This window comes from Collinsella sp. OF02-10 (assembly GCF_003463445.1).
Taxonomy (GTDB): domain Bacteria; phylum Actinomycetota; class Coriobacteriia; order Coriobacteriales; family Coriobacteriaceae; genus Collinsella.
This window is the reverse complement of record NZ_QSCW01000011.1, coordinates 30,704-52,818: the sequence shown is the minus strand read 5'-3', so window position 1 is coordinate 52,818 and position 22,115 is coordinate 30,704. Positions and strand designations below refer to the sequence as shown.

At 60.3% G+C, this 22,115-nt stretch carries 20 protein-coding genes; 10 read left to right on the top strand and 10 right to left on the bottom strand.

Going from position 1 to position 22,115, the window contains the following annotated elements; all coding sequences use genetic code 11:
- Positions 1-23 precede the first annotated feature (23 nt).
- Together DXA43_RS06800 and DXA43_RS06795 are read left to right on the top strand one after the other, a co-directional pair.
- A complete protein-coding gene (locus DXA43_RS06800; RefSeq protein ID WP_117806639.1) occupies positions 24-1,931 on the top strand; it encodes an elongator complex protein 3 in 1,908 nt (635 codons plus the stop codon).
- Positions 1,932-2,810: a spermidine synthase gene (locus DXA43_RS06795; RefSeq protein ID WP_117806638.1), complete on the top strand. Its 879-nt coding sequence runs from the start codon at positions 1,932-1,934 to the stop codon at positions 2,808-2,810.
- 27 nt (positions 2,811-2,837) lie between these two features.
- Here DXA43_RS06795 and DXA43_RS06790 read toward each other — a convergent pair whose 3' ends face one another.
- From DXA43_RS06790 to DXA43_RS06770, 5 genes are all read right to left on the bottom strand, one after another.
- Positions 2,838-5,282, bottom strand: a complete 2,445-nt coding sequence (locus tag DXA43_RS06790; RefSeq protein WP_117806637.1) for a DEAD/DEAH box helicase — start codon at positions 5,280-5,282, stop codon at positions 2,838-2,840.
- 116 nt (positions 5,283-5,398) lie between these two features.
- Positions 5,399-6,703, bottom strand: a complete 1,305-nt coding sequence (locus DXA43_RS06785; RefSeq protein ID WP_117806636.1) for an ATP-binding protein — start codon at positions 6,701-6,703, stop codon at positions 5,399-5,401.
- The gene (locus tag DXA43_RS06780; protein WP_233524947.1) at positions 6,696-8,450 is read right to left on the bottom strand and encodes a TerB N-terminal domain-containing protein; all 1,755 of its coding nucleotides are present in this window, start codon (positions 8,448-8,450) and stop codon (positions 6,696-6,698) included. The genes DXA43_RS06785 and DXA43_RS06780 overlap by 8 nt, the downstream gene beginning before the upstream one ends.
- Before the next feature lie 87 nt (positions 8,451-8,537).
- Positions 8,538-9,254: a DUF554 domain-containing protein gene (locus tag DXA43_RS06775; protein ID WP_172622415.1), complete on the bottom strand. Its 717-nt coding sequence runs from the start codon at positions 9,252-9,254 to the stop codon at positions 8,538-8,540.
- A 118-nt stretch (positions 9,255-9,372) separates the two neighbouring features.
- Positions 9,373-10,803, bottom strand: coding sequence for a hypothetical protein (locus DXA43_RS06770; RefSeq protein WP_117806635.1), 1,431 nt, complete (start codon positions 10,801-10,803; stop codon positions 9,373-9,375).
- Positions 10,804-10,824: 21 nt separating this feature from the next.
- On the opposite strand from DXA43_RS06770, the gene DXA43_RS10200 reads away from it, so the two are divergent.
- A complete protein-coding gene (locus DXA43_RS10200; RefSeq protein ID WP_199580542.1) occupies positions 10,825-11,055 on the top strand; it encodes a hypothetical protein in 231 nt (76 codons plus the stop codon).
- 31 nt (positions 11,056-11,086) lie between these two features.
- Here the strand turns inward: DXA43_RS10200 and DXA43_RS06760 are convergent, their stop codons facing one another.
- The 3 genes from DXA43_RS06760 to DXA43_RS06750 form a co-directional block, all read right to left on the bottom strand.
- The gene (locus tag DXA43_RS06760) at positions 11,087-11,686 is read right to left on the bottom strand and encodes a hypothetical protein (protein WP_117806633.1); all 600 of its coding nucleotides are present in this window, start codon (positions 11,684-11,686) and stop codon (positions 11,087-11,089) included.
- 90 nt (positions 11,687-11,776) lie between these two features.
- Positions 11,777-12,286 (bottom strand): hypothetical protein, encoded by a 510-nt coding sequence (locus tag DXA43_RS06755; protein ID WP_117803729.1) that lies wholly within the window; start codon positions 12,284-12,286, stop codon positions 11,777-11,779.
- On the bottom strand, positions 12,283-12,579 hold the full coding sequence (locus DXA43_RS06750) for a hypothetical protein (protein ID WP_089573322.1): 297 nt from the start codon (positions 12,577-12,579) through the stop codon (positions 12,283-12,285). The genes DXA43_RS06755 and DXA43_RS06750 overlap by 4 nt, the downstream gene beginning before the upstream one ends.
- A gap of 346 nt (positions 12,580-12,925) precedes the next feature.
- Between DXA43_RS06750 and DXA43_RS06745 the strand changes: the two genes are divergently transcribed.
- Genes DXA43_RS06745 through DXA43_RS06735 form a run of 3 tightly spaced genes read left to right on the top strand, consistent with a single transcriptional unit; the run spans position 12,926 to position 16,551 of the window.
- On the top strand, positions 12,926-14,527 hold the full coding sequence (locus tag DXA43_RS06745; protein ID WP_117655188.1) for an FAD-binding oxidoreductase: 1,602 nt from the start codon (positions 12,926-12,928) through the stop codon (positions 14,525-14,527).
- Between the two features lie 2 nt (positions 14,528-14,529).
- Entirely contained in the window at positions 14,530-15,345 is an 816-nt protein-coding gene (locus DXA43_RS06740) for an electron transfer flavoprotein subunit beta/FixA family protein (protein WP_089573320.1), read from the top strand.
- Positions 15,346-16,551: an electron transfer flavoprotein subunit alpha gene (locus DXA43_RS06735; protein ID WP_117806632.1), complete on the top strand. Its 1,206-nt coding sequence runs from the start codon at positions 15,346-15,348 to the stop codon at positions 16,549-16,551. It abuts the gene before it with no gap.
- On the opposite strand, the gene DXA43_RS06730 is transcribed toward DXA43_RS06735, so the two are convergent.
- Positions 16,548-17,360, bottom strand: a complete 813-nt coding sequence (locus tag DXA43_RS06730) for an HD domain-containing protein (RefSeq protein ID WP_117806631.1) — start codon at positions 17,358-17,360, stop codon at positions 16,548-16,550. The genes DXA43_RS06735 and DXA43_RS06730 overlap by 4 nt on opposite strands.
- Positions 17,361-17,486: 126 nt before the next feature.
- Between DXA43_RS06730 and DXA43_RS06725 the strand changes: the two genes are divergently transcribed.
- The 4 genes from DXA43_RS06725 to DXA43_RS06710 all read left to right on the top strand — a co-directional run bounded on the left by DXA43_RS06725 (position 17,487) and on the right by DXA43_RS06710 (position 20,989).
- Positions 17,487-18,179: an AzlC family ABC transporter permease gene (locus DXA43_RS06725; protein WP_117645722.1), complete on the top strand. Its 693-nt coding sequence runs from the start codon at positions 17,487-17,489 to the stop codon at positions 18,177-18,179.
- A complete protein-coding gene (locus DXA43_RS06720; RefSeq protein ID WP_117806630.1) occupies positions 18,169-18,492 on the top strand; it encodes an AzlD domain-containing protein in 324 nt (107 codons plus the stop codon). The genes DXA43_RS06725 and DXA43_RS06720 overlap by 11 nt, the downstream gene beginning before the upstream one ends.
- A 141-nt stretch (positions 18,493-18,633) precedes the next feature.
- Positions 18,634-19,656, top strand: coding sequence for a 2-keto-3-deoxygluconate permease (locus DXA43_RS06715; RefSeq protein WP_117645720.1), 1,023 nt, complete (start codon positions 18,634-18,636; stop codon positions 19,654-19,656).
- A 190-nt stretch (positions 19,657-19,846) separates the two neighbouring features.
- Positions 19,847-20,989: a diguanylate cyclase gene (locus tag DXA43_RS06710; protein WP_158564952.1), complete on the top strand. Its 1,143-nt coding sequence runs from the start codon at positions 19,847-19,849 to the stop codon at positions 20,987-20,989.
- 99 nt (positions 20,990-21,088) lie between these two features.
- On the opposite strand, the gene DXA43_RS06705 is transcribed toward DXA43_RS06710, so the two are convergent.
- Positions 21,089-22,024: a DMT family transporter gene (locus tag DXA43_RS06705; RefSeq protein WP_117806628.1), complete on the bottom strand. Its 936-nt coding sequence runs from the start codon at positions 22,022-22,024 to the stop codon at positions 21,089-21,091.
- Between the last annotated feature and the right edge of the window lie 91 nt (positions 22,025-22,115).

The window sequence follows — 22,115 nt, the reverse complement described above, 5'->3', positions numbered from 1 at the left end:
GCCTTTGCCTTTACAATGGGGGCATGGAACAGATTATTTTGAACATACTCGAGGCTCTGCGTCGCGGTGAGGCCGTGGACGACAAGGCGCTCGTCAAACTGATACATGCCGAGGCGCGCCGTGAGGGTGCCGACAAACGAGATCTGGCCAAGCGCCGTCTGCTGCCGTTCTACCAGCGGGTTAAACGTGAGAAGCCGGCTCGTTGGGCTGGATGGAATGTCGATGCCGAGCTGGAGCGTCAGCTGCTGCAGGTGCTGCGCATGAAGCCGCGCCGCACGGCTTCGGGCGTGGCGACCATTACCGTCATCACCAAGCCGTGGCCCTGTTCGGGCGATTGCCTGTTTTGCCCCAACGATCTGCGCATGCCCAAAAGCTATCTGCATGCCGAGCCGGCATGCGCTCGTGCGGAGCAAAACTGCTTTGACCCGTATTTGCAGGTGAGCGCTCGCCTGACCGCACTTTCGCAGATGGGGCATGCGACCGACAAGATTGAGCTTATCGTGCTCGGTGGCACCTGGAGCGACTATCCGCAAGGGTATCAGACGTGGTTTATGTCCGAGCTTTTCCGTGCGCTCAATGACGATGCCGTCGCCGGGGTGGCGGCAAACCCCATGCTGGCGCGTCCGGGCATCAGCCGTGCCGAGGCGGGGCGCCTGCTCGATGACGCTCCCGCCGATGCCCTGCCGCCGGTGGTAACAGAGCGCCGCGAGTGCTATCGGGCTGCCGGCATTGCGACAGACGAGGCCAAGCTCGCTGCCGGCGTTGCCGACGAGCAGGAGCGTGTGGATGCTGCCGTGGGCGGCTATAACCGCGCGGTGCGTCGTCTGTACGGCCCCGGTACGCCGTGGGGCGAGGTCACCGAGTGGCAGACGGCAACGATGGAGGAGCTCGAGCGTCAGCAGCGCATCAACGAGACGGCGAAGCATCGCGTGGTGGGACTCGTTATCGAGACGCGCCCCGATACCGTAACGCCGCAGGCGCTTACGCTCATCCGCCGTCTGGGCTGCACCAAGATACAGATGGGCATCCAAAGCCTTGACCAGCATCTACTCGATATCAACGAGCGTCGCATTTCGGTGGCTCAGATTGAGCGGGCGTTTTCGCTTGCGCGCCTGTTTGGCTTTAAGATCCATGCGCATTTTATGCTCAACTTGCTGGGCGCCACACCCGAGGGGGACAAGCGCGACTACGAGCGCTTTATGACCGAGGGGGCCTTTATGCCCGACGAGGTCAAAGTCTACCCGTGTGCGCTCATCGAGGGCTCGCGCCTGGTGGGCTGCTACGAGTGCGGCGAGTGGCGCCCCTATACCGAGGAAGAACTGCTCGATGTGTTGGCCGATGACATCGTGGTGACGCCGGCATTCTGCCGCATCAGCCGCATGATTCGCGACTTTAGTTCCGATGACATCATGGTGGGCAACAAGAAGCCCAACCTGCGTCAGCTCGTCGAGAACCGCCTGGCTGCTCGGGGTGACGGTGCGACGGTGCGTGAGATTCGCTATCGCGAGATCAGCACGGCGGGTGCCGACTTGGATGAGCTATCTCTTGATGAGGAAGTAGCGTACGAGACGCCGGTGACTTACGAGCGCTTTTTGCAGTGGGTGACGCCGCGGGGCAAGATCGCGGGCTTTTTGCGGTTGTCGCTGCCCGATCGCGCTTTTGTTGCCGCACATGCGGACGAGCTGCCGACGATGCCGGACGAGGCGATGATTCGTGAGGTGCACGTGTATGGCATGGCGGCGCGCGTGGGCGATCAGGGCCAGGCAGCGCAGCACCATGGATTGGGACGTTTGCTCGTGGAGCGTGCGTGCCAGATAGCTCGGGACGCTGGCTATACGTACATCAACGTGATCAGCGCGATCGGTACGCGCGAGTACTATCGCCATCTTGGATTTTATGACCATGGCCTTTATCTGCAAAAGGAGCTCTAGATGAACAAGCCGAGTGTTTCTGCTGGCATCGTTGCCGGCGTTGCTCTGGGAGCCGCGGCGCTTGGTGCGGCCGCTGTCGCTGTTCGTGCTGCCTGTCTGCAGGTCGCGAGGACCCGCAATGGGCTGGCACGTGTGAAGCGCGTGCACGATGAGGGCGGCGACGAAGTTCGCGTATTGGTGCAAGGCGGCGTCTACCAAAGCGCGAGTTACGTTGGCGAGCGCTGGGCGGAGCCCGTCTTTGCGTACTATCGCGCGTTTGACGACGTGTTTGAGGCCGAGGATGCGATGCGCGACGCTTATGGTCACGGTATCAACCGTATGCTTATGCTAGGTGGCGGCGGGTTTGCCTATCCCAAATTTGCGCTGATGTCGCACAAGGTCCTGCGCATGGACGTCATCGAGTATGACGGAGAGATAACGCGCTTGGCGCGCCGTTGGTTCTATCTGGATGAACTGGAGCACGCGGTGGGCGATCGCCTGCGGGTGATTACCGCTGAGGCTCGCTCGTATCTGGGCGTGACGAGCGTGGGCCATCGTCGCTATGACGTGGTCGTGAGCGATTGCTTTGGCGGTGCCGAGCCCGTGCGCGAGCTGGCGACCGTTGAGGCGCTGCGCCTGGTGCGGGGCAGCCTGAACCCCGGGGGTATCTACGTGGCCAATATCGTGAGCGCAAACGAGGGGAGCGATGTGACGTTCCTTCGCGACTGCGCTGCCACGGCACTCGAGGTATTCGTCCACGCCTGGGTGGTCCCATGTGGCGATGCGAAGTTCAGCGGCGAGGAAAACTACCTGCTCATCGCCAGCGACGGCGACTTCGCCTTTGCCGAAGCCGTGCCCTTCGACACCGACTTCCTCGGCACCGTCCTTCACGACAAGTAAGTCTCCCCGTCCCAAAAAGGACTGGTCTTAGGCGTGGTCGCGCCAGCCGTGAACGCGCTGCTTCATGCCCTCTATGTCGAGCACGCCTTCGGCAAAGCCCTTGCGCACGAGCTCTTCGGGAACAAACTCGTCGTAGCGGTCAAAGTAAGGCACCTCGCCAGGATAGACGAGCTCGATGGGATCGAAGTCCTTTTCGGCCTCGGCGGCGAGCACCTCAAAGAACGTCTCCTCGTCGGCCTTCATCTTAAACTGCATAAAGTACGGGCGTGACGGGTCGAGTCCGCGAAGGCCCAGCTCAGCGGCGCATTTGATTTTAAGCATGCGCTCGAGTGCTAGGAAGGCGTAGCTGCCCAACCAGGGGAAGAGCACCCAGGTGTCGCCACCCAGGTTGATGAGCGGCTTAGTTCCCGCGCCCGAAATCTCGGCGGTATGACGAGCCTGCGCCAAGCGAGCCCGTGCGTTACCCATAAGGTACGGATATGCTGCGTGCTCAGTGAGCGCTTGGCGCATGCGCTCGAGCACATGCGTGTTAATGTCGCCGGGGCAGTCGCCAAAGTAGGCCGGCACCCGGCCCTTGACCTGCGTGGCAAAGACAGTGTGGCGCTTCCAGTCCACTTCCTCGACAATCCAGCAGTGTCCGGCGATGGCGATGCGCTCACCGGGCGGGGGCGGATTAACGATCGTGCCCAGCTCGGCCGATTCGCTCCGGACGGTAAACTCCTCGTTTTCCTGGAACACGGCGTAGAACTTAAAGTTGTTGATGATGCGCTCGCCCGCGAGACCCACGATGAGCCCGCCACCTTCGGTGACCTGGATATGGTCGATCTTAATGAGGTGACGTAGCAGCACACGGTAATCGTCTGCCGAGACACGGTGGAAATAGCTGAGCGTGAGCACGCGCTGGGCAAGTTCGGCCGGCGTGAGCTCGCCGGTGCTGGCGAGGGTCGACATAGTCTGGTGATAGAGCAGGCTGTAGGGGAGACGATCGAGCTCGGGTGGCTCGACCCACTTTTCCTCGCGATAGAGTTGTACGAGCGCGATACCCTGCAGGAGCTTCCAGGGAATGGTTTCGGGCATCATCGTGCGCGGCTCGGGCTCTTCCTCGCGCATGACAAACCACATCTCGGGCGGAAGATCGCGACGGCCTGTGCGCCCCATGCGCTGCAAAAAGGAGCTGACGGTAAACGGCGCGTCAATCTGGAAGGCGCGCTCCAGGCGGCCGATATCGATACCGAGCTCCAGCGTAGAGGTGGTGACGGTTGTCTGCGTCTGCTCCTCGTCGCGCATGAGCTCCTCGGCCGTCTCGCGTAGCGATGCCGAAAGATTGCCGTGATGGATGAGAAAACGGTCGGGCTCGTGCCGGCTCTCGCAGTAGCTGCGCAGCATGGAGCACACGGCCTCTGCCTCCTCGCGCGAGTTGGCAAAGACCAGGCATTTGCGGCCGCGCGTATGCTCAAAGATATAGCCCATGCCGGGGTCGGCGTTGTCGGGCGCCGTGTCGGTGGGGTTGAGAAGCGCCTGCTCGGTCGCTCGTGGGATGTCGACTTCGCCCTCGGGGGCCGAGGAAGTGCGACGGTCTTTGGGAGCGGCCTTGCCCCGCGCCTGCTCACGACGTTGATGGTGTTCTTCCTGTGTAAGCTGTCCGCTGTGGCACATGTCTTGTCCGGATGCGGGCAGCGCCGCGGGCGCCGCCGTCTCAATACGCTCGCAAGCAAGCACCTCGGCTTCTTGTGGACCTGTGCCTACGAATCCTCGTTGCTGAGCCTGGGGGCCCGAGTTGTAGAAGTGCTCCATGGAGATGCGCCACACGCGGCGCGGTTCCTCAAAGCGGGGGATAACGCAGTCGCGCCCCGTTCCCTGCGAGAGAAAGGCGCCCGTGCGCTCGGGGTCGCCGATGGTGGCCGAAAGGCCAATGCGGCGGGGCTGCACGCCTGCCATGCGCGAGAGGCGCTCGATAAGACAGAGCGTCTGCCCGCCGCGGTCGCCGCGCATGAGCGAATGGACTTCGTCGATAACCACATAGCGCAGGTCGCAAAACATGCGCGGGATCGCCATGTGCTTATGGATCAGGAGCGCCTCGAGCGACTCGGGCGTAATCTGTAGGATGCCGCTCGGTTTTTTGATGAGTTTGGCCTTGTGTGATTGCGAGACATCGCCATGCCAGTGCCAGACGGGGATATCGGCTTCTTCGCACAGGTCGTTGAGGCGGACGAATTGGTCGTTGATGAGCGCCTTGAGGGGGCCAATGTAGAGGGCGCCCACGCTTGCGGGCGGGTTCTCCCAAAACTCGGTCAGGATGGGAAAGAAGGCTGCCTCGGTTTTGCCGGAAGCCGTGGATGCCGTCAGGAGCACATTATCTTGCGTGTTAAAGATGGCATCAGCTGCTGCAACCTGGATAGAGCGTAGGCTCTCCCAATCGTGGGAGTAGATGAAGTCTTGGATAAACGGGGCGTAGCGGTCAAAGGCGTTCACGGGGCCTCCTTTCAACAACGAATCTCTCAACGCGGCTGGCAACGGCTTGCTGCATTACTGCTTCAACGTTTGCCCAGATAAAACCTGCCAAAATAAACCTGTCCCTTTTTGGTAGGTTAGATGGTGAACTCGGCGAAGTTGCGGTCGCCGCCTGCGGTGCCGGTGTCGCCTGTTGCGGCTGCCGGCGCCAGCGCGTCGCCGCCGACGCTTTGCAGCAGCTCGGCCACGTTGGCGTCGGGGTTTTGGCATAGGATGTCGAGCAACTCGATAAAGTCACGAATGACTTCACGCGGCGTCAGATGCGTGTCGGCTCCCACACGACCGAACTCGATCTTGAGGAAGTCCACCAAGTCGTTCTCGGTAAGCGTGGGCGTCCAGCCAAAGTAGCCGGCGTGAATTTGCATGAGTTTTTCGATGAGCACCAGTAGCTCCTCGTAGGTGAGCGGCTGCAGGCGGATGATGGGTGCGAGCATGTCCTTAAGGTCCTCACGCGCAAAGCGACCCTGAGCGAGTCGGCTGCGCAGAGCCTCGTAGGAGAACACGCCGCGGCGGCGGTCTTCGATGGAGGTTGGCGTGCCGCCCATGATCATGCCCAGGTACTGCGCCTTGCCCTGAAGTGTGTCGTTGTACATGGTCAGGATCTTCTCGTAGTTGTACTGGCGCGTGATGGCATTGGGAATCTTATACAGATTCACGAGCTCGTCGATGAGCACCAGCATGCCCTTGTAGCCGCTGCAAACCAAAAAACGCGCGATGAGTTTGACGTAGTCGTACCAATCGTCGTCGCTGATGATGGTCGAGGAGCCCAGCTCGGCGCGCGCCTCGCTCTTGGTGCGGTATTCGCCGCGGATCCATTTGGTCACGCGGCTCATGGCCTCTTCGTCGCCCTCGGATACGGCCATGCGGTAGCGGCGGAGCATACGGGTGAAGTCGAAGCCGTGGACCATCTCCTCGAGCGGGGCCAGTTGGGCATTGACGACCGACTCGTCGACGTCGGCACATGAGGCGACCCAGCGATCCAGAATAAGGTTGAGCGCACCGCCCTCGGGGCGCGTCTTGGTCGATATATTGCGGATGAGCTCGCGGTAGGTGGCAAGGCCCTGTCCCTGACCGCCCTGCAGGCGGCGCTCGGGCGACAGGTCGGCATCAGCGACGACGAATCCCTCGCCCATGGCGTGCGTGCGGATGGTCTGGAGCAAAAAGCTCTTGCCGGCGCCGTAACGACCGACCAGAAAGCGGAAGCTCGCGCCACCGTCGGCGATGAGGCTCAGATCGGTGAGCAGGGCGCGGATCTCGACCTCGCGGCCTACGGTGATGTAAGGAAGGCCGATGCGCGGGACCACGCCGCCCTTGAGCGAGTTGAGAATGACGGCAGCGACGCGCTTGGGCACGCGAGGTGCTGCGGATGCGGTATCACTCATGGTCTAGGTATCCTCTCACGTCTGCTTCGTAGTCCTCGATAATCTGCGGCCCTGCCGCGCTAAATTCAATTACGGTGTCGCCCACCAGGTCAAAGAGCGCCTCGTTGATGGTATCGACGAGCATGTCCTCGCTCTGCTCCGATTGCACTACCGCCGATTCCGCCTGTACTGCGTTGTGCTCGAGCAGCGCGCGGAGATAGGCGTCTGCGGCGGGCACGAGTTCGTTTGTGGCGTCAGCGGGCGTAGCAGCTGCGAACGCGGGCGTCGGCGCGAGAAGCGGTGCCACGACACCAAACTGTTCGGTGGATATGGTCGGCTCGTCGGACTCGTCCTGCCCTGCAGCCGCCGCGACCGCCTCGACCATCGCGTCGGCTACGGGCTCGGCTTCCGGTTGCCCTGAGTCCGCTGCCTCGGCTTCTGCGGACGCGCCGTCCTCGCGTTCCTCGTCAATCAAAAGCGCCTCGCGCGTTTGTGCGGCGGCGCTCCGAATATGCCCCAGCTGACTCAGATCGATATCGATCTTGACGGGCTGGTGTGCGGCGTCCCACGAAAGCCATGCCACAATCTCGTCATCGATAATCTTGGCCAGATATTTGGGGACCTTTTCTTCCTTAAGGGGATGGGCAGGGTCCAGCGCCAGGCGCAGGCGTTGGTCGCAGGCGCGCATCATTTCACCGAGCTTGCTGCTCTTTTGCCTACTACCGTGGATACGCATGCATTCCCAAAAGCCGTTTTGGCAACGGTAGATATGGATGGGGTCCAGACGGTATTCGCAGTCCTCGTGGCGCTCGGGCGCAAAGAATACGGCCGAGGCAAACATGGTGTAGGGCATGGCCGTCTCCTCCCCAAATAAACTTGCCACGATGCCGGTCTTTCGGTGCGTGTCATAGTAGCGCACCATGCGGACATACACGGCGCACGCCACGTGGCGCAGATCGCGGTGGTGGCTGCGGTCGAGCCGCGAGCTACTTAGGTTGTACGTGGAGAGGGCGTTGATGGCGGCCATGAGTCGCTCCTCGCGCACCTCATCGGGCGGAAGGGGGAGCGTGGGCTCGGAGGTTTTGCGACGCTTAGGGGTCTGGCTGGACGGTGCCGGTACAAGGTCTCGTGCCGCGCGCCGCAGTTCGATAAGGGCGTTATCGAACATGACGGTTTTAGAGTCGCGAAGCAGCTTGGGGTCGAGCCCGTGGAACACGGCGTAATCTTGCAGCCACACGCGCGCAAACCGGTCGATGCCGGGCTCGAAGGCGCGATAGACATCCCAAAAAGCCTTGATCTTGTTAAAACCATCGAGTGGATTATCTACGCCAATGCCGCAGATCAGCTCATAGAGATACAGAAAGGCAAAGGACGTAGACGTTTCCTCGACGGTTCCGCGGCGCACTTGGGCACGCCAGGTAAAGTAGCCGCGCAGTTGCCGGTCGCTCATGGCGTTGTAGGTGGGAAAGTACGACTTAAAGGTGCCGTTGTAGGGACAGTCGTCCTCAAAGTCGGCCATCAGCAGGCCCTGGCGGTAAAAAAGCTCGGCTTCCGAAAGCCAGCGGCCCGCACCGCCCTTGGGGTCATCCTGCCAGCGCGATATCTCGCGCATTTTACGGTACTGGTCGGGGAGGAAATTCTGCATCTGTCGGCCGGTTTTGAGAATCGGCTCGTCTGCGTAGGTTTCGTTTGAGAAGCGGGCGGACTGATGGGTCCGGGCCTCGGCCATAATGCGCTCGATGAGCATCTTGATGTCCTGGTCGGCCACCGCTCCTCCTCTCGAACGCAGCTACGGTGACCTCATATCATAGCACAGCATCAAACAGATGTTCGAGATACCGCTGCGTTGATAGATTTAGAACAGGAGGGCGTATATGACGGCGATGACGACGGAGGGAAGCATATTGGCCGTGCGGAAGGTCTGAGGACGGATGAGGTTGACGCCGACGCAGAAGATGAGCATGGAGCCTACGAGCGAAAGGCTGTTGAGGGCTGCTGTGGTCATGATGGGGGAGAGCGCGCCGGCAAACAACGTGATCGTCCCCTGGAACACGGCGACGGGCAGGGCGGAGAAGATGCAGCCGCGGCCAAGCGAGGCCGTCATGGTGCAGACGATGATGCAGTCCAGTGCGCCCTTGAGGGCAAGCGTTGACCAGTCGCCGAGCAGGCCGTCCTGGATCGATCCCACAATGGCCATGGCGCCGATGCACACGGTGAGTGAAGTCGAGACAAAAGCGTTGGTGAACTCGTTATCGCCCTCACTGCCAGTCTTGCGCTTGAGCCATTCGCCAAGGTTCTCGATGGCGGCCTCCAAGTTGATGGCCTCGCCGATGAGCGAACCGAGCGCAAATGAGACGATGAGCATGGTGGTACCGGTGGTCGCTAGCGCCTTTCCATCGATGATGAGCATCTTTTGCATGGTGCCGCCCAGGCCGATAAACAGGACGCACAGCCCCGATGCTTTCATGAGCGTGTCTTGGATGCGCGGTGTAATGAAGCGGCCGCCCGCTAATCCCAAAAGACCGCCCGCAACTAAAAGCGCAACGTTGATGATTGTTCCCAAGCCCGGCATGAGCCCTCCTGTATTGATGCCAACGTGGCAATCGTAGCAGAACGAAATGCGAGACACATCGCGACTCATCTAATACGTTATATAAGTGGTATTAGGAATGATGCGCAGCATTTAAGCCTCAGGTGGTTGTCGGGACATAGGGATAGTAGTCAAAGCGCAGTGTCATAAGCCGCTGTGGGGATTCAATAGCCGCGGCGATGATATTGGCATCGCGGGCACGATCAAACCCTTCGAGTTCGATCTGATACGAGACGTCTTGCATAATGTCCAGACGTCGCCAGGCTAGAAGTGTGTCGCCATCGAATTCCAGGGTCTTGCTTCCGTCTGGGGCAACGGCGTATAGACGCAGTTTAGCGGTGGTTGCAGGGTCGACAACCGTGACCTTTTTAATTTCGTTTCGAGTATTCTTGGCGCCCAACAAGGTGAGCAGTGTTGGGGCCACGACCTCGCCTGATGGCAAAAAGACGACTTCGATGGATTCGGGAAATGCGATGATGGCCGACTTGCGGACGGGCTGATTGGCGGCGGCAACTTCGATGCTTGCAGCGTCGATGACCTCCGTGTGGTCGAGCGCGGCAAACACGCAGCAGTTACCTTCATCGATTTCTTGAGGATCAGCAAGCCCCAGACTGTCCGCGAGCTCGGGATCGTTTTGATCGGTAGCGGGCTCATTCGGTGCTTCGAAAGAAGCTGGGACGCTGTTTGTCGGCGATGACGTGTCGCCCGCACCCGCTTCCTTGTCCGCGCTCTCTTCTTGTATGGTTGCGTTGATGGGTTCGTCGTTTGAGGGGAGCGTCTTGGCGTCAAGCGCGGAGGGGAGAATTCCGATGGCTCCGGATCCGTTCCACTCCATTTCGAGAAGCGCCGGGTCGGCAAGAATGCGTTGCCTGCTTTGCGCGTGGGCATCGATTTCAATAGGGCCTGCCTCTATCCCTCGTGTAAGGCTGAGTGATCCGGCTGGCTTCTCGAAATGAGCGTCTGTATCTTTGGTGCTGGCGGCGTAGAACAGCAGGGACGTTTCTCCCGCCGCGATGGCATCGGTGCCGGCTTTGGCCAGCCGCAACGATGCCGTGAATGAGAGGGTGGGCTGCGTGTCGTCTGCATTCGCGGCGGCGCAGCCCAGACATATACCGCCTCCTTTCTCGAAAAACGCACCGTCAAAGGCGACCTTCGCTCCGTTCGCCGAGTCATCGACCGAAGCGATGTCGATGCGCAGCTCTAAATTGCATGGATCGCCATCTGCATCGAGCACAACCGAGCGCCACGTGCAGACGGCGCACCCCGCCTGGGAGCCGTTTACCTTGTTCGAACGATTGATATCCACGACTATCGAGCCGTCCGTATTACGACGAAGGCATCCCGAGGTTGAGATTGCGGCCTGTGCAATCGAAAAACGCTTACACGCAATGGCGCTCGACGGATTTGGTGCGGAGCTTAGGGCTGCTGGTAAGGAGTCTGCCATGACGGGAGTCGCCCAAGCGGCGACAGGCGTTCCGGTTGCGAGCGCGCCGCAGAGTGCGACGACGGGCAAAAGGTTCTTCGATGCCATGGGGTCTCCTTAGCTATTTTAGTGCGGCCTATCCGTGTTTTGTTTCTGGCTGTGTTTGATGTGCAGACCGAGGCCGGCGGTCCCCGCGCCTGCTGCTGTGGCACCTACTGCCAAGAGCCATCGTCTGTCGCCTGTCTGCGCCAACGGTTCCTCGCGGTCGCCGCGGTCGAGTTCCGAGAGATCGACCGTCACTTGCGTGGCGGCCTGTGCCTGTTCTTGCTGGGCAAAGGCCATGGCTGGCTCAAACGCTAGGATGCTGACGGTGGCGGCCAGGGCGATAGCCTTATGCCGTGTGCGCACCGGGCTCGACCGTCCAGGTGATCGTTGCAACCTGATCGCCTTCGCCGGTTACGCGGAAGATGTCGCGCGTGACGCGGGCGACGTTTCCGCTTGTCTTGAGCTTAATTTTGTCCGCGCCGCCGGCAATGCCCTGGTAGCCCATGTCGAAGGCTGCATTCTTGGAAAGATCGAGGCCCGTCCCCTGCATTGCGGCGCTGGCGTTCTGGAGTGCGCCGTCGGGGCCGACCTTAAAGTCGATGGAATTCTGCGCGGTTCCGGCCTTGGCGTCGGCGGCAATGGTCCAGGTGTTCATGGCGTCGATCTTCATGTTGGTGACATGGATGCCGTAGGCCGAATGATTGTCGATGGTGGTCGCGTCTTCTGAGGGGCCCTGAAGCGTGCCGTCGGCCTTGGCGACGAAGGGAATAACCGTCGGAACTTTGAACTCTACGTTGTCGATCTCGGTCCTGACCATTACTTTCGTGGTTCCAACGCGCCCGGCTGCCAGAGCTGGCGTCGGGGCGGCGCCCATTGCGAGCGCGAGCGCGAGCCCTGCGCCCACGACGAGCGCTCTGGCTCCGTTCATGTTCCTGGTGATGTCCATGGTCGTTCCTTTCTATTCGCCGCGGGCCGTCCCCGCGATGATTGGACGAATGTTGGTGAATTGCGTGCGGTGCCGCGTCGGCCGAAAAAGCTAGTTCTCGGCTTGCTCAACCCGTACCCTGACACGTGTCGGATTGCCGTGGCTGTCGAGGGTCTTGGCATCGAGTGCCTGGATCTCGATGTATGCCTCGCCTTCTTTGATGTCGCCGGCGGGGCACGTCTCGATTGTCTTGCCGGTCTCGACCACACCGGATTCGTACATGGTCTCGTCGTTTTGGATGACGCGGAATCGCTGGGGAAATTTATTGTCTTGGACGTTTTGCACGTTGACGCGCAGCTTGCCGTCCTCCTGTAGCTGAGCGACCGGCGCGACCGAAATCGTCATCATGTTGTCGCGGACGATGGCATCGAGCTCATCTTGGATTTCTTGGCGCGATTTACCCTCTGCCGTCGTGACTGAGGCGCCCGCTTCGGGCACGGGCTGCGACTGCCAGGCGTATAGCCCTACGGCGATGAGGGCGCAGACGATAGCCAGGCAGACAACGACGAGTTTCTTGCGACGCCCCAGTCCTGCAAGGCGGGGCGGCTTCTTCGCACTCATGCGGCGTCCTTGGTGGTGTAGACACGTGCGAACGTGGACGGGTCCGCTCCAAAGAGCATGTGAAGCATCAGGCGGCGCGAGTAGATGAGCTCGTCAAAGTCGTGAGGGAGCTCGATGTCGTGGATACGTGCGATGTGGTGGGCGAGCGCCGAGAACGACTCGGGGTCGCAGATAACATCGGTGGTGACGTGGTAGACCGCCGTATCGGGGAACGCCTCTTCGTCGAAAGGCAGGAGATAGGGATCGTCGTCGACCTCGATGGCGACGCCGTACTGGGGCCAGTAATATGCCATGGGAACCTCCCTGCTTCTGGGGCCAAAACTTCTATCGGTTTTGGCTGTCGACGCCGACCGTATCAGCCGCTACTTGACCAATTTCTGACCAAATGCTTGACGGATTGACATCTCCGCAGGTAAAAGGCAGTAAAAAATACTTCAACTTTTTTCGAGTGACATTTACGCGATCGGCGACGGCGGGGCGATATGTGTCAAAAGCATCGTCTGCCGAGGAAGCCTTGCCGTTCGCCGAATTGCACAAACGTAAAAATCGCCAATTATGGAGACGGTCTCGAACACGTCGACGAAACGATGCGGTAACATCTCCCTGCAAACACTGTAGTTAGCTAAAGGGGGAGTTCGCGTGTCTGCAACCATTAAACCCTTCACCGATGAGTTCGAAGAGTATGGCCGCGATGAATCTCGTGCATCGGGCGAAGCATCGAGCATCTCGTTTCCGACAACGGAAGACGAGGTCCGTGCCATTTTGGAAACGCTCCATGCCGAGCGTGTCCCGGTAACGGTTCAGGGCGCCCGAACCGGCCTTGCCGCCGGTGCCGTGCCCCACGGTGGGCATATCCTCAATACTTCCCGTATGAATCGCTACTTGGGCCTTCGCCGCGATGAACAAGGCCAATTTCTGCTGCGCGTGGAGCCGGGCGTTGTGCTCTCGGAGCTGCGTAAGCAGCTGAGCAAGAAGGTACTGCCGACCGCTGGTTGGGACCAGGCATCGCTTGAGGCCTACGAGGAGTTCCAAGAGTCCCCCGAGCAGTTCTTTCCCACCGATCCCACCGAGGCATCTGCCTGTCTGGGTGGCATGGCGGCATGCAACGCCTCCGGCGCCCGCAGCTACGCTTACGGCCCCATGCGCCCGCATATCACGGGACTCCACGTCGCGCTGGCTGATGGCGATTTGCTTGAGCTTCAGCGCGGCGAGGCTTTTGCCCAGGGCCGCCACCTGTCGCTCGTGACGGCAGAGGGTCATACATTCGAGCTTGATCTTCCTGACTACACCATGCCCAAGACCAAAAATGCCTCGGGGTATTTTGTTGCGGACGATATGGACGCCATCGATCTTTTTATCGGTGCGTGCGGCACGCTCGGCGTCATTACCGAGCTCGAGATCGCCCTGCAGGCGGCACCTTCGGTCGTATGGGGTGTGAGTTGCTTTTTCGATAGCGAAGACAAGGCCGTGTCCTTTACCGATTCCGTGCGTCCCGTGCTGTCCCATGCCGCCGCTATTGAGTATTTCGATGCTGGCGCCCTGGATATCCTGCGTCGCCAGCGCGAGCAGTCGACAGCGTTTGCCTCGCTGCCGGCGCTCGACGACGAGGCAAAGGTCTGTGTCTACGTGGAGCTCGACTGCGATGACGAGGCGCAGGCGACCGAGGAGCTGTACCACCTTGGATGGGTGCTGGAGTTTGCGGGCGGCCGCGACGATGCGACATGGGTCGCCCGCACCGAAGTCGATCGCGAGTGCCAGCGGTTCTTCCGCCACGCGGTGCCCGAGAGCGTCAACATGCTCATTGACGAGCGTCGCCGCACCGACCCCACCATTACCAAGCTGGGATCGGATATGTCGGTGCCCAATGCACGCCTTGCCGATGTCATGGCCCTCTATCGCCGCACGCTGGCCGAAAGCGGGCTTGAGTCTGCTGCCTGGGGACACATCGGGAACAACCATCTGCATGTGAACATCCTGCCGCGCGATGCGCAAGACTACCGTCGTGGTGGAGAGCTCTTTGCCCAGTGGGCTTCCGAGGTCACGGCCATGGGCGGTGCCGTTTCTGCCGAACACGGCGTCGGCAAGATCAAGGCGGGCTTCTTGGAGACGATGTACGGCCACGAGGCCATGGTCGAGTCGGCGCGCCTCAAACTCCAGCTCGATCCTGCCGGCCAGTTGGGTCGCGGCAACCTGTTTACGGAGAAGCTCTTGGATGAACTCGTCCAGAAAGGGGGCGCGTGAAGATGAGTGATTTCCATATGGTGGTGTGCGTCAAGGCGGTGCCCGGAAGCACCGAGGTCAAGATGGACCCCAAGACCAATACTATCGTGCGTGATGGCAAGCAGGCGGTCATTAATCCCTTCGATGCAAGTGCCCTCGAATGTGCGCTAGCGCTGAAGGACGACTTTATCGGCTTTGGCATGGACGTGCGTGTGACGGTGGTGTCGATGGGCATCCCCGCGACCGAATCGCTGCTGCGCGACTGCATCGCCCGCGGTGCCGACGACGCGCTGCTGCTGACCGATCGCGCCTTTGCGGGCGCCGATACCCTAGCCACCACCTATGCCCTCAAATGCGGCATCGAGGCACTCGATGAGGACTTTGACCTGCTCATCTGCGGCAAGATGGCGGTGGACGGCGATACGGCCCAGATCGGCCCCGAGCTGGCCGGCGCCTTTGGGGTCCCCTGCGTGACCGACGTGAGCTGTGTGCAGAGCGCGGGATTTACGACGTGTGGCTCGCTGGCGCTCGTTCACGGCTGCGATGCCGGCGAGGAGACGGTGTACCTGGAGATGCCGTGTGCGATGACGACTGCCAAGGAGATTGGCCAGCTGCGCATGCCGAGTATTGCCGGTATTCGCGCGGCCGAGGATGCAGACGTGCGCGTGGCCAGCGCTGCCGACGTAAACGCCGACCCCTCGCGTTGCGGCCTTGCCGGATCACCGACGCAGGTCGTGCGCTCGTTTGTGCCCGACCGTGACCAAACGTGCGAGGCCGTCGAGGGAACGGCGTCCGAGCAGGCGGTAAAACTTGCCAAGATTATCGAGGGGATGGCATAGATGAGCGGGCTGATTATCGATAGCGAAGCCTGTATCGGCTGCGGTCGCTGCGTTCGCGCCTGCGCCTCGGGCGGCATTGTGGTGGAGGGTGAGCGCCCCAATCGCTGTGCCCGCGTAACCGACGGCTGTATCCTGTGCGGTGGGTGCGTCGACGCCTGCCCCGTCAACGCCATCTCGATTGAGCGCGACGAGGCCGCCGGCGCGGCAGACCTTGACGCATATCGAGACATCTGGATCTTCGTGCAGACTGACGAGCACGATGCCGTTGCATCCGTGGCCTTCGAGCTCATGGGCAAGGGGCGCGAGCTTGCCGATGCCCGCGGCTGCCGTCTGGTGGCACTGGTCGGCATGAGCCCCGAGGGCTCACTCGGGGACCTGGAGCATCTGATTTGCGCCGGTGCGGACGAAGTTCTGGTCTGTCGTGACGAGCGCCTGCGTCAGAACGACGCGGAGGTCTACGCCCGCTTGATCTGCGATTTGGTAGCCGAGCGCAAGCCCGAGGCCATTCTGTACGGCGCGACCGCCTTTGGTCGCGAGCTGGCGCCCAGTGTGGCCGTGCGCTTGCAGACGGGCCTTACGGCCGATTGCACGGTGCTTTCGATGGATACGGAGACGGGTCTGCTGCAGCAGACGCGCCCGGCGTTTGGCGGCAACCTGATGGCCACCATTATCTGCCCCAACCACCGTCCTCAGATGGCAACGGTGCGCCCCGGCATCTTTAAGGCGCCCGAGTTTGACTATAGCCGCTCCGGCACGATTGCCCAGGTAGTGCTAGCGGATGACGTTAAGGCCCGTGTCGAGATCTCGATTCCCGCCGAGGAGTGGGGACAGCAGGCCTCAATTGCCGATGCCGAGCGTCTAGTCGTGGTGGGCCGCGGCATCGGCTCCAAGAAAAACCTACCGCTGATGCGAAAGCTTGCCGAGGCTCTGGGTGCCGAGCTTGGCTGCACGCGCCCCGTGGTGGAGGCCGGCTGGCTGGAGTATCGCCACCAAATTGGCCAGACGGGTGTATCGGTCTCGCCCAAGCTCCTCGTGAGCATCGGTGTCTCGGGCGCTATCCAGCATCTCGCCGGCATCGGTGGGGCGGAGTGCATTGTCGCCATCAATGAGGACCCGGATGCCCCCATCTTCGGTGCCGCCCGGTACAAGGTCGTCGGCGATGCCGTTGAGATCGTTGAGGAACTGCTGGCTCAGCTCGAGTGCTAAGCGCTTGCCAGCCAGCGGCGCAGCTCGTCCTTAAGGCGGCTCCAGGTTGCCTGCGCGGCGGGGTCGGTAAAGGGTCGCGTAATGCCAAAGGGCGCGTCGAGCAGGCGATAGATATCGCCTTGCTCGCGCGCCAGTGCACGGCTTGCCGGATGGACGAGCTCAAACATAAAGCAGATGAGCCCCACCAGGTAGTCCGCCGGCTCGTTGCGCTCGTCACGCGCGACGCAGCGATGCTCGTCAAAGGCGGTAAGCGCCGGTGTCGAGAAGTGGCTGGCGAGAAACGTGTCCTCATCCACCTTGAGGATGGTGTCGACGGTGCTGTCGGCGATGGTGCGCATAATGTCGATCTTGTCGCCATCGCGCACGATATCGCAGAAGCGCCGCGTGCGCTCGTCGAGCTGTGCGGGTAGACGGAAATCGCTGTGATAGGCGATGCTCGCTCGGATGAGCTCATCTTCTGCCGGGTCATCGATAAAGTCGCGGATGCTCATTACGGCGGGTGCATCGGCGGGATTCTCGCCAAAGAGGACCTCGATGCCCAGCACTGCATGGCTCATGCTCTCGGCGTCCTTAAAGGTGTCCCAGCGTCGCAGCTGCTCAAAGCGGCCCATATCGTGCAGCAGGCCGCAAAGCCATGCCAGGTCAATATCTTCTGACGACCAGCCCTGCTCGCGCGCTACGGCATCGCATGCCTCGGCCACGTGGTACGTATGCTCGATTTTGAGCGCGATGCGTGGGTTGGTGGCGTCGTAGGCATCGGTGTAGCTTTTGAAGGCCGCGCGCGCCCGGTCTCGATCGATAGCTGTCATAATGACTTCCTAAAAAGTTGTGTCTTTCGATCCGGTGGCAATTGTAGGTGAACTTTATTGCCACCGGTTGATATTTCTGCTGCGTTGCAAGGCGCGCTGCAGACGACTTACCAGAATGGGAGTGGCATGGTCCTTAGGATCTTTAAAATCGTCTGGCCAGTGATGCTTACCTATGTTGCAATAGGCGCGCCGTGCGGAATGATCATGGGGCAGACGGGAATGGAGCCCTGGATGGTCTTTGCTCTGAGCAGCACGTTTGTGACGGGCAGCGGCCAGTTTATGATCTGCAATCTTTGGCTGGCGGGCGTACCGGCACCTTCGATTATCGCGAGCGTCGCCGCCATCTCCTCGCGCTTCGCTCTTTACTCGGCATCGATCGCACCCCATCTGGCGGGCGCCTCGAAGCGTCAGACGCTGGCTGTTGCCGCGACGCTCACCGAGGAGGCATACGGCATCTCGCTTGCCAAGCTGGTTGAGGGGGAGGATTGGGGCCCGCGCGAATCCTTCGTGCTCAACGTGATCCTCATCGCGACATGGGGCGCTTCGTGCACGATGGGTGCCATCGTCGGTGCCGTTGTCGATGTTCCCACCGCTATTGCGAGTTTCGTCTGCACGTCGCTCTTTATCTGTCTACTCTTTTCGCAGCGGCTGTCGCGCGGCAACGTTGTCGCGGCGGTTTCGGGCGCGGTGTCCGTCGCCGTATGCAAGTTCTTGGGCCTCACGAATATTGCCGTGCCGGCAAGCGTCGTGGTCGGCATTGCCATTGCGCTGGCGTGCGATGCTGTATTAGACGGAAGAGGTGCCCGCGATGCCCGTTAACGAGTTCTTGGTTCTGTGGCTGTCGTCGTGGGCTGTTATCGCGTTCTTTCGCATCGCGCCGGCGTTTGCCTTGCGCGGGAGAACGCTGTCGCCCCGCATTACCGAGGCCCTGGGTTATATCCCGCCCGCTGCCTTTGCCGCGCTGGTCGCCAACGACTTGGTGAGCCCCGGGGCGTTCGACGCGGGACTCTGGCCTGCCTTGGTTCCCTGGATTGCGGCTGCCGGCGTCGTGGTGGTGGCAATCAGGACAAAGTCGATGTTGTGGTGCTGTGTTTCGGGCATCGTGCTCTATATCGTTTTGAGCCTCGTATAAGAGCGGGACACGTTTAGCATCCCGGCCAACGAATCCAATTTTTCACCGAGCTGGTCTATTTCTTCTGGTACCATGGTCAAACTTTACTGTAGCAAAGCGTGACGTGGGCTTTTGTACCCCGTCAGCGGAAATGGGGGTTTCATGGCACAGGAAGCGACCGCCAACGAGCAAAAGAAATTCAAGGTCCCGCGCATCCCGGGCGACATCATGATCTATCCGATGATCGTCGGTCTTTTGCTCAACACCTTCTGCCCGCAGGTTTTTGAGATCGGCGGCTTCTTTACGGCTGCCTGCCGCGGTGGCTCCAATACCATCGTCGCCGCGATCCTGCTGTTTGTGGGCGCCGGCATCAGCTTTAAGTCCACGCCGGGTGCCATCAAGACCGGTATCGTCGTGCTGATCCCCAAGCTGGTCGTCGCAGCGGCTCTCGGCCTGGGCGTGGCATATTTCTTTAACGACAACTTCCTGGGTCTGAGCTCCGTGTCTATCATCGGCGGCATCACGTTTTGCAACATGGCGCTCTATACGGGCATCATGGGCGAGTTCGGCGATGAGTCCGAGCAGGGCGCCGTCGGTATCCTGTTCTTTACGGCTGGCCCCGCCGTCACGATGATCATCCTCGGTGTTTCCGGCCTCGCCAACATTCCCATTGGCACCATTATCGGCTCCATCTTGCCACTCGTTATTGGCATGGTTCTGGGCAACCTGTTCCCGTTTATCAAGAACCTGCTGGTTCCCGGTGCCAATCCCGCGATTGCCGTCATCGGATTTCAGCTCGGTGCGTCCATGAGCCTGTCGAGCTTTATCACCGGCGGTATTTCCGGCATCTTGCTGGGCCTTGTCACGCTGTTTGTCGTCGGTCCCATCACCTTTGCGTTCGAGCGTCTGTGCGGCGGCAATGGCAAGGCCGCTGTGGCTTGCTCCACCATTGCCGGCACGGCTATGACCACACCGGTTGCCCTCGCCGAGGTCGCACCGCGTTACGCCGAGCTTGCGCCCACCGCGTACGCTCAGATCGCCACCGCCGTTATCATCACGGCGATCATGGCTCCGATTCTGACTGGCTGGGTCGACAAGAAGTTCTGCCAAGGCAAGGAGGATCTGTCGCCTGTCGGTGTCGAGGCCATCGAGGAGGCCGTCGCGACTGACATCGATGGCGAGTAGCAATCGATACCCATCAATGATGCCGGCGTGTGCAATTCGCGCCGTATGGGCGCCCGAACAGAAACTGTTTTGCAGTGATGTTCGGGCGCTCTGCTATTATCCCCTTTACCCCTGCGGAGTAAAGGGGTGTTTATTGCCCTGATTCGAATTGGGCGATTCTGACCACTTGGGTATTGAAGGGATGGCGCTAGTGGTTAAGGCACTCAAGATTGAGATATTCGTGCTATGCATGATTGTTCTTATCGGGCTTGCCGTGCGAAGTCGTTGCTCCTTGTTCTCGAGCACCCAGCAGCTATTGTTTAGCATGCTTGGCTACACCTCTGCCGCGTACATATTATTCGATATGATCTGGACGCTTTCGGACGGTGTGGACGGCACGTTGGGCATTGCTGCCAACTGGATTTCCAACGCGGTTTCGTTTTCGCTCTTTGCTATCGCGTGTCTCATTTGGTTTATCTATTCCGAGACGGTGCAGGGTTCTCGTCTTTTGACCTCGCGCTATAGGGTGGTGCTTGTAGCGTTGCCTACGGCTCTGGTGGTCGTGCTGGCGTTTACCAGTTACTGGACGCACGCCCTGTTCTATATCGATTCGCAGGGCGTGTATCGTCGCGGCTTTGCCTATATGATCCAGCCCATCGTCAGCTACTGTTACGTTATACATACGTCCCTGCATGCGTTTGTGCAATCTCGCAGGGTCGAGAGCCTGCAGACGAAGGCCATCTATCGAACCTTGGCATTTTTCGCCATTCCGGCTCTGGTGGGCGGTACCTTTCAGGTCGTATACTCGGTGCCCGGCCTTTGTGTCGGCATAATGATTAGCATGTTGCTGCTTTACATCATCTACCAGGAGCAGCTCATCTCGACCGACCCGTTGACTGGACTTAACAATCGCAACCGTTTTGAGACCTATATGCTGTCGCTCTTCTCAAATGTGGATCAGGCCGAAGATGTATATCTGCTTATGATGGACGCCGACGGCTTTAAGCAGATTAACGATCGCTATGGGCATGTGGAGGGCGACCACGCTCTTCAGGTCATATCCGCTGCGCTCAAAGAAGTCTGCTCGGCGTCTGGCGGCTTTATCGCACGTTATGGTGGCGATGAGTTCGTGGTGCTCCAAAAGGCAGTGGCGGAACAGGATATCATGCATCTGTGCGCGACAATCAACGATGAGCTCGCGCGCGCCGAGGTTCCGTATCTGTTGCGGATGTCCATCGGCTACGCACGGGTTGGTGATGGCGTCGATACCTGGCAAGACTTGCTTCGCGCTGCCGATGCGGAGCTCTACCGTGTCAAGGCCGAGAAAAAGAAAGCTGGCATCCAGATACGCTAGATAAAGGGGTGCAAGCTTGCGTGCATGGCGGCCCTCGGCTCTCCGATGTACTCCATTAAGCTAAAGTGTGCGAACATCCTCCCTAAAAAGGTGAGCTCGCTAGGCCTTTTTGGGCCTGTTGACGATGATGATGCCGCCGCAGACCAACAGAAGGGCAACAAGTACGGTAACAGGGCTCGTGCCAGCGCCCTCGCCGAGCAGCAGAGCGCTCAACAGTACGCCAAAGACTGGATTCATAAAGCCAAAGACCGACACACGGCTGACGGGGTTGACGGCAAGCAGACGCGACCATAGCGAGTACGCGACGGCGGAAATGAGTGCCATATAGATAATGAGTGCGATGGCGGGGATGATCGCGGTGGGGGAGAGCGCGCCGCCCATCAAAAACCCGATGGCGGTAAGGACCAAACCTCCGACTAAAAACTGCCAGCCGGCGAGCAAGACGCCGTCATGCTTGCGCGAGAAGATGCCGATCAGGCAGGTCGAAAGGGCACCCGCGACGGTGGAGGCCAGGATAAAGCCCTCGCCATCGAGCCTGAAGCCAAAGGTACCATCCGCGCCTGAAAGGTTGACGAGCGCAACGCCGACAAAGCCCAGCGCACAGCCAAGAACCTTGGCCGCATCGAGCTTTTCGGTGCGAAACGCCAGGGCGGCAAAGAGGATGGCCAAGAAGTTGGCGCTGGCCTCGATGATGGAGCTCGACATGGCACTGGCGCGCGAGAGTCCCAGATAGAAAAAGAAATACTGTCCGATAGTCTGGAAGAGCGACAGGATGCAGATGGGCTTAATGTCGCGTACCTGTGGGACGAGCGGGCGGCGCTGGGCTGCACTCATACCGGCGATAACCAGGATACCGGCAAGCGTGAAGCGCAAACCTGCAAAGAGCAGCTGCGAGGCGCTATCGTGCGCCGGGATACCAAAGAGTGCATAGCCGATTTTGATGCAGGGGAAAGCCGACCCCCAGAGCGCGCAACAAACAAGACAGCCCAGGATGAGTCCAGGCAGGGTGGCGAGATGCGGCTTGCGGCTTTCCATGATGTCCTTCCTGTATGCGCGAAGCAAAAAAGAACCCGCCACCGGGTGTGCCAGTGGCGGGCGTTGTTACCCGAGGGGATTGTACCCGATG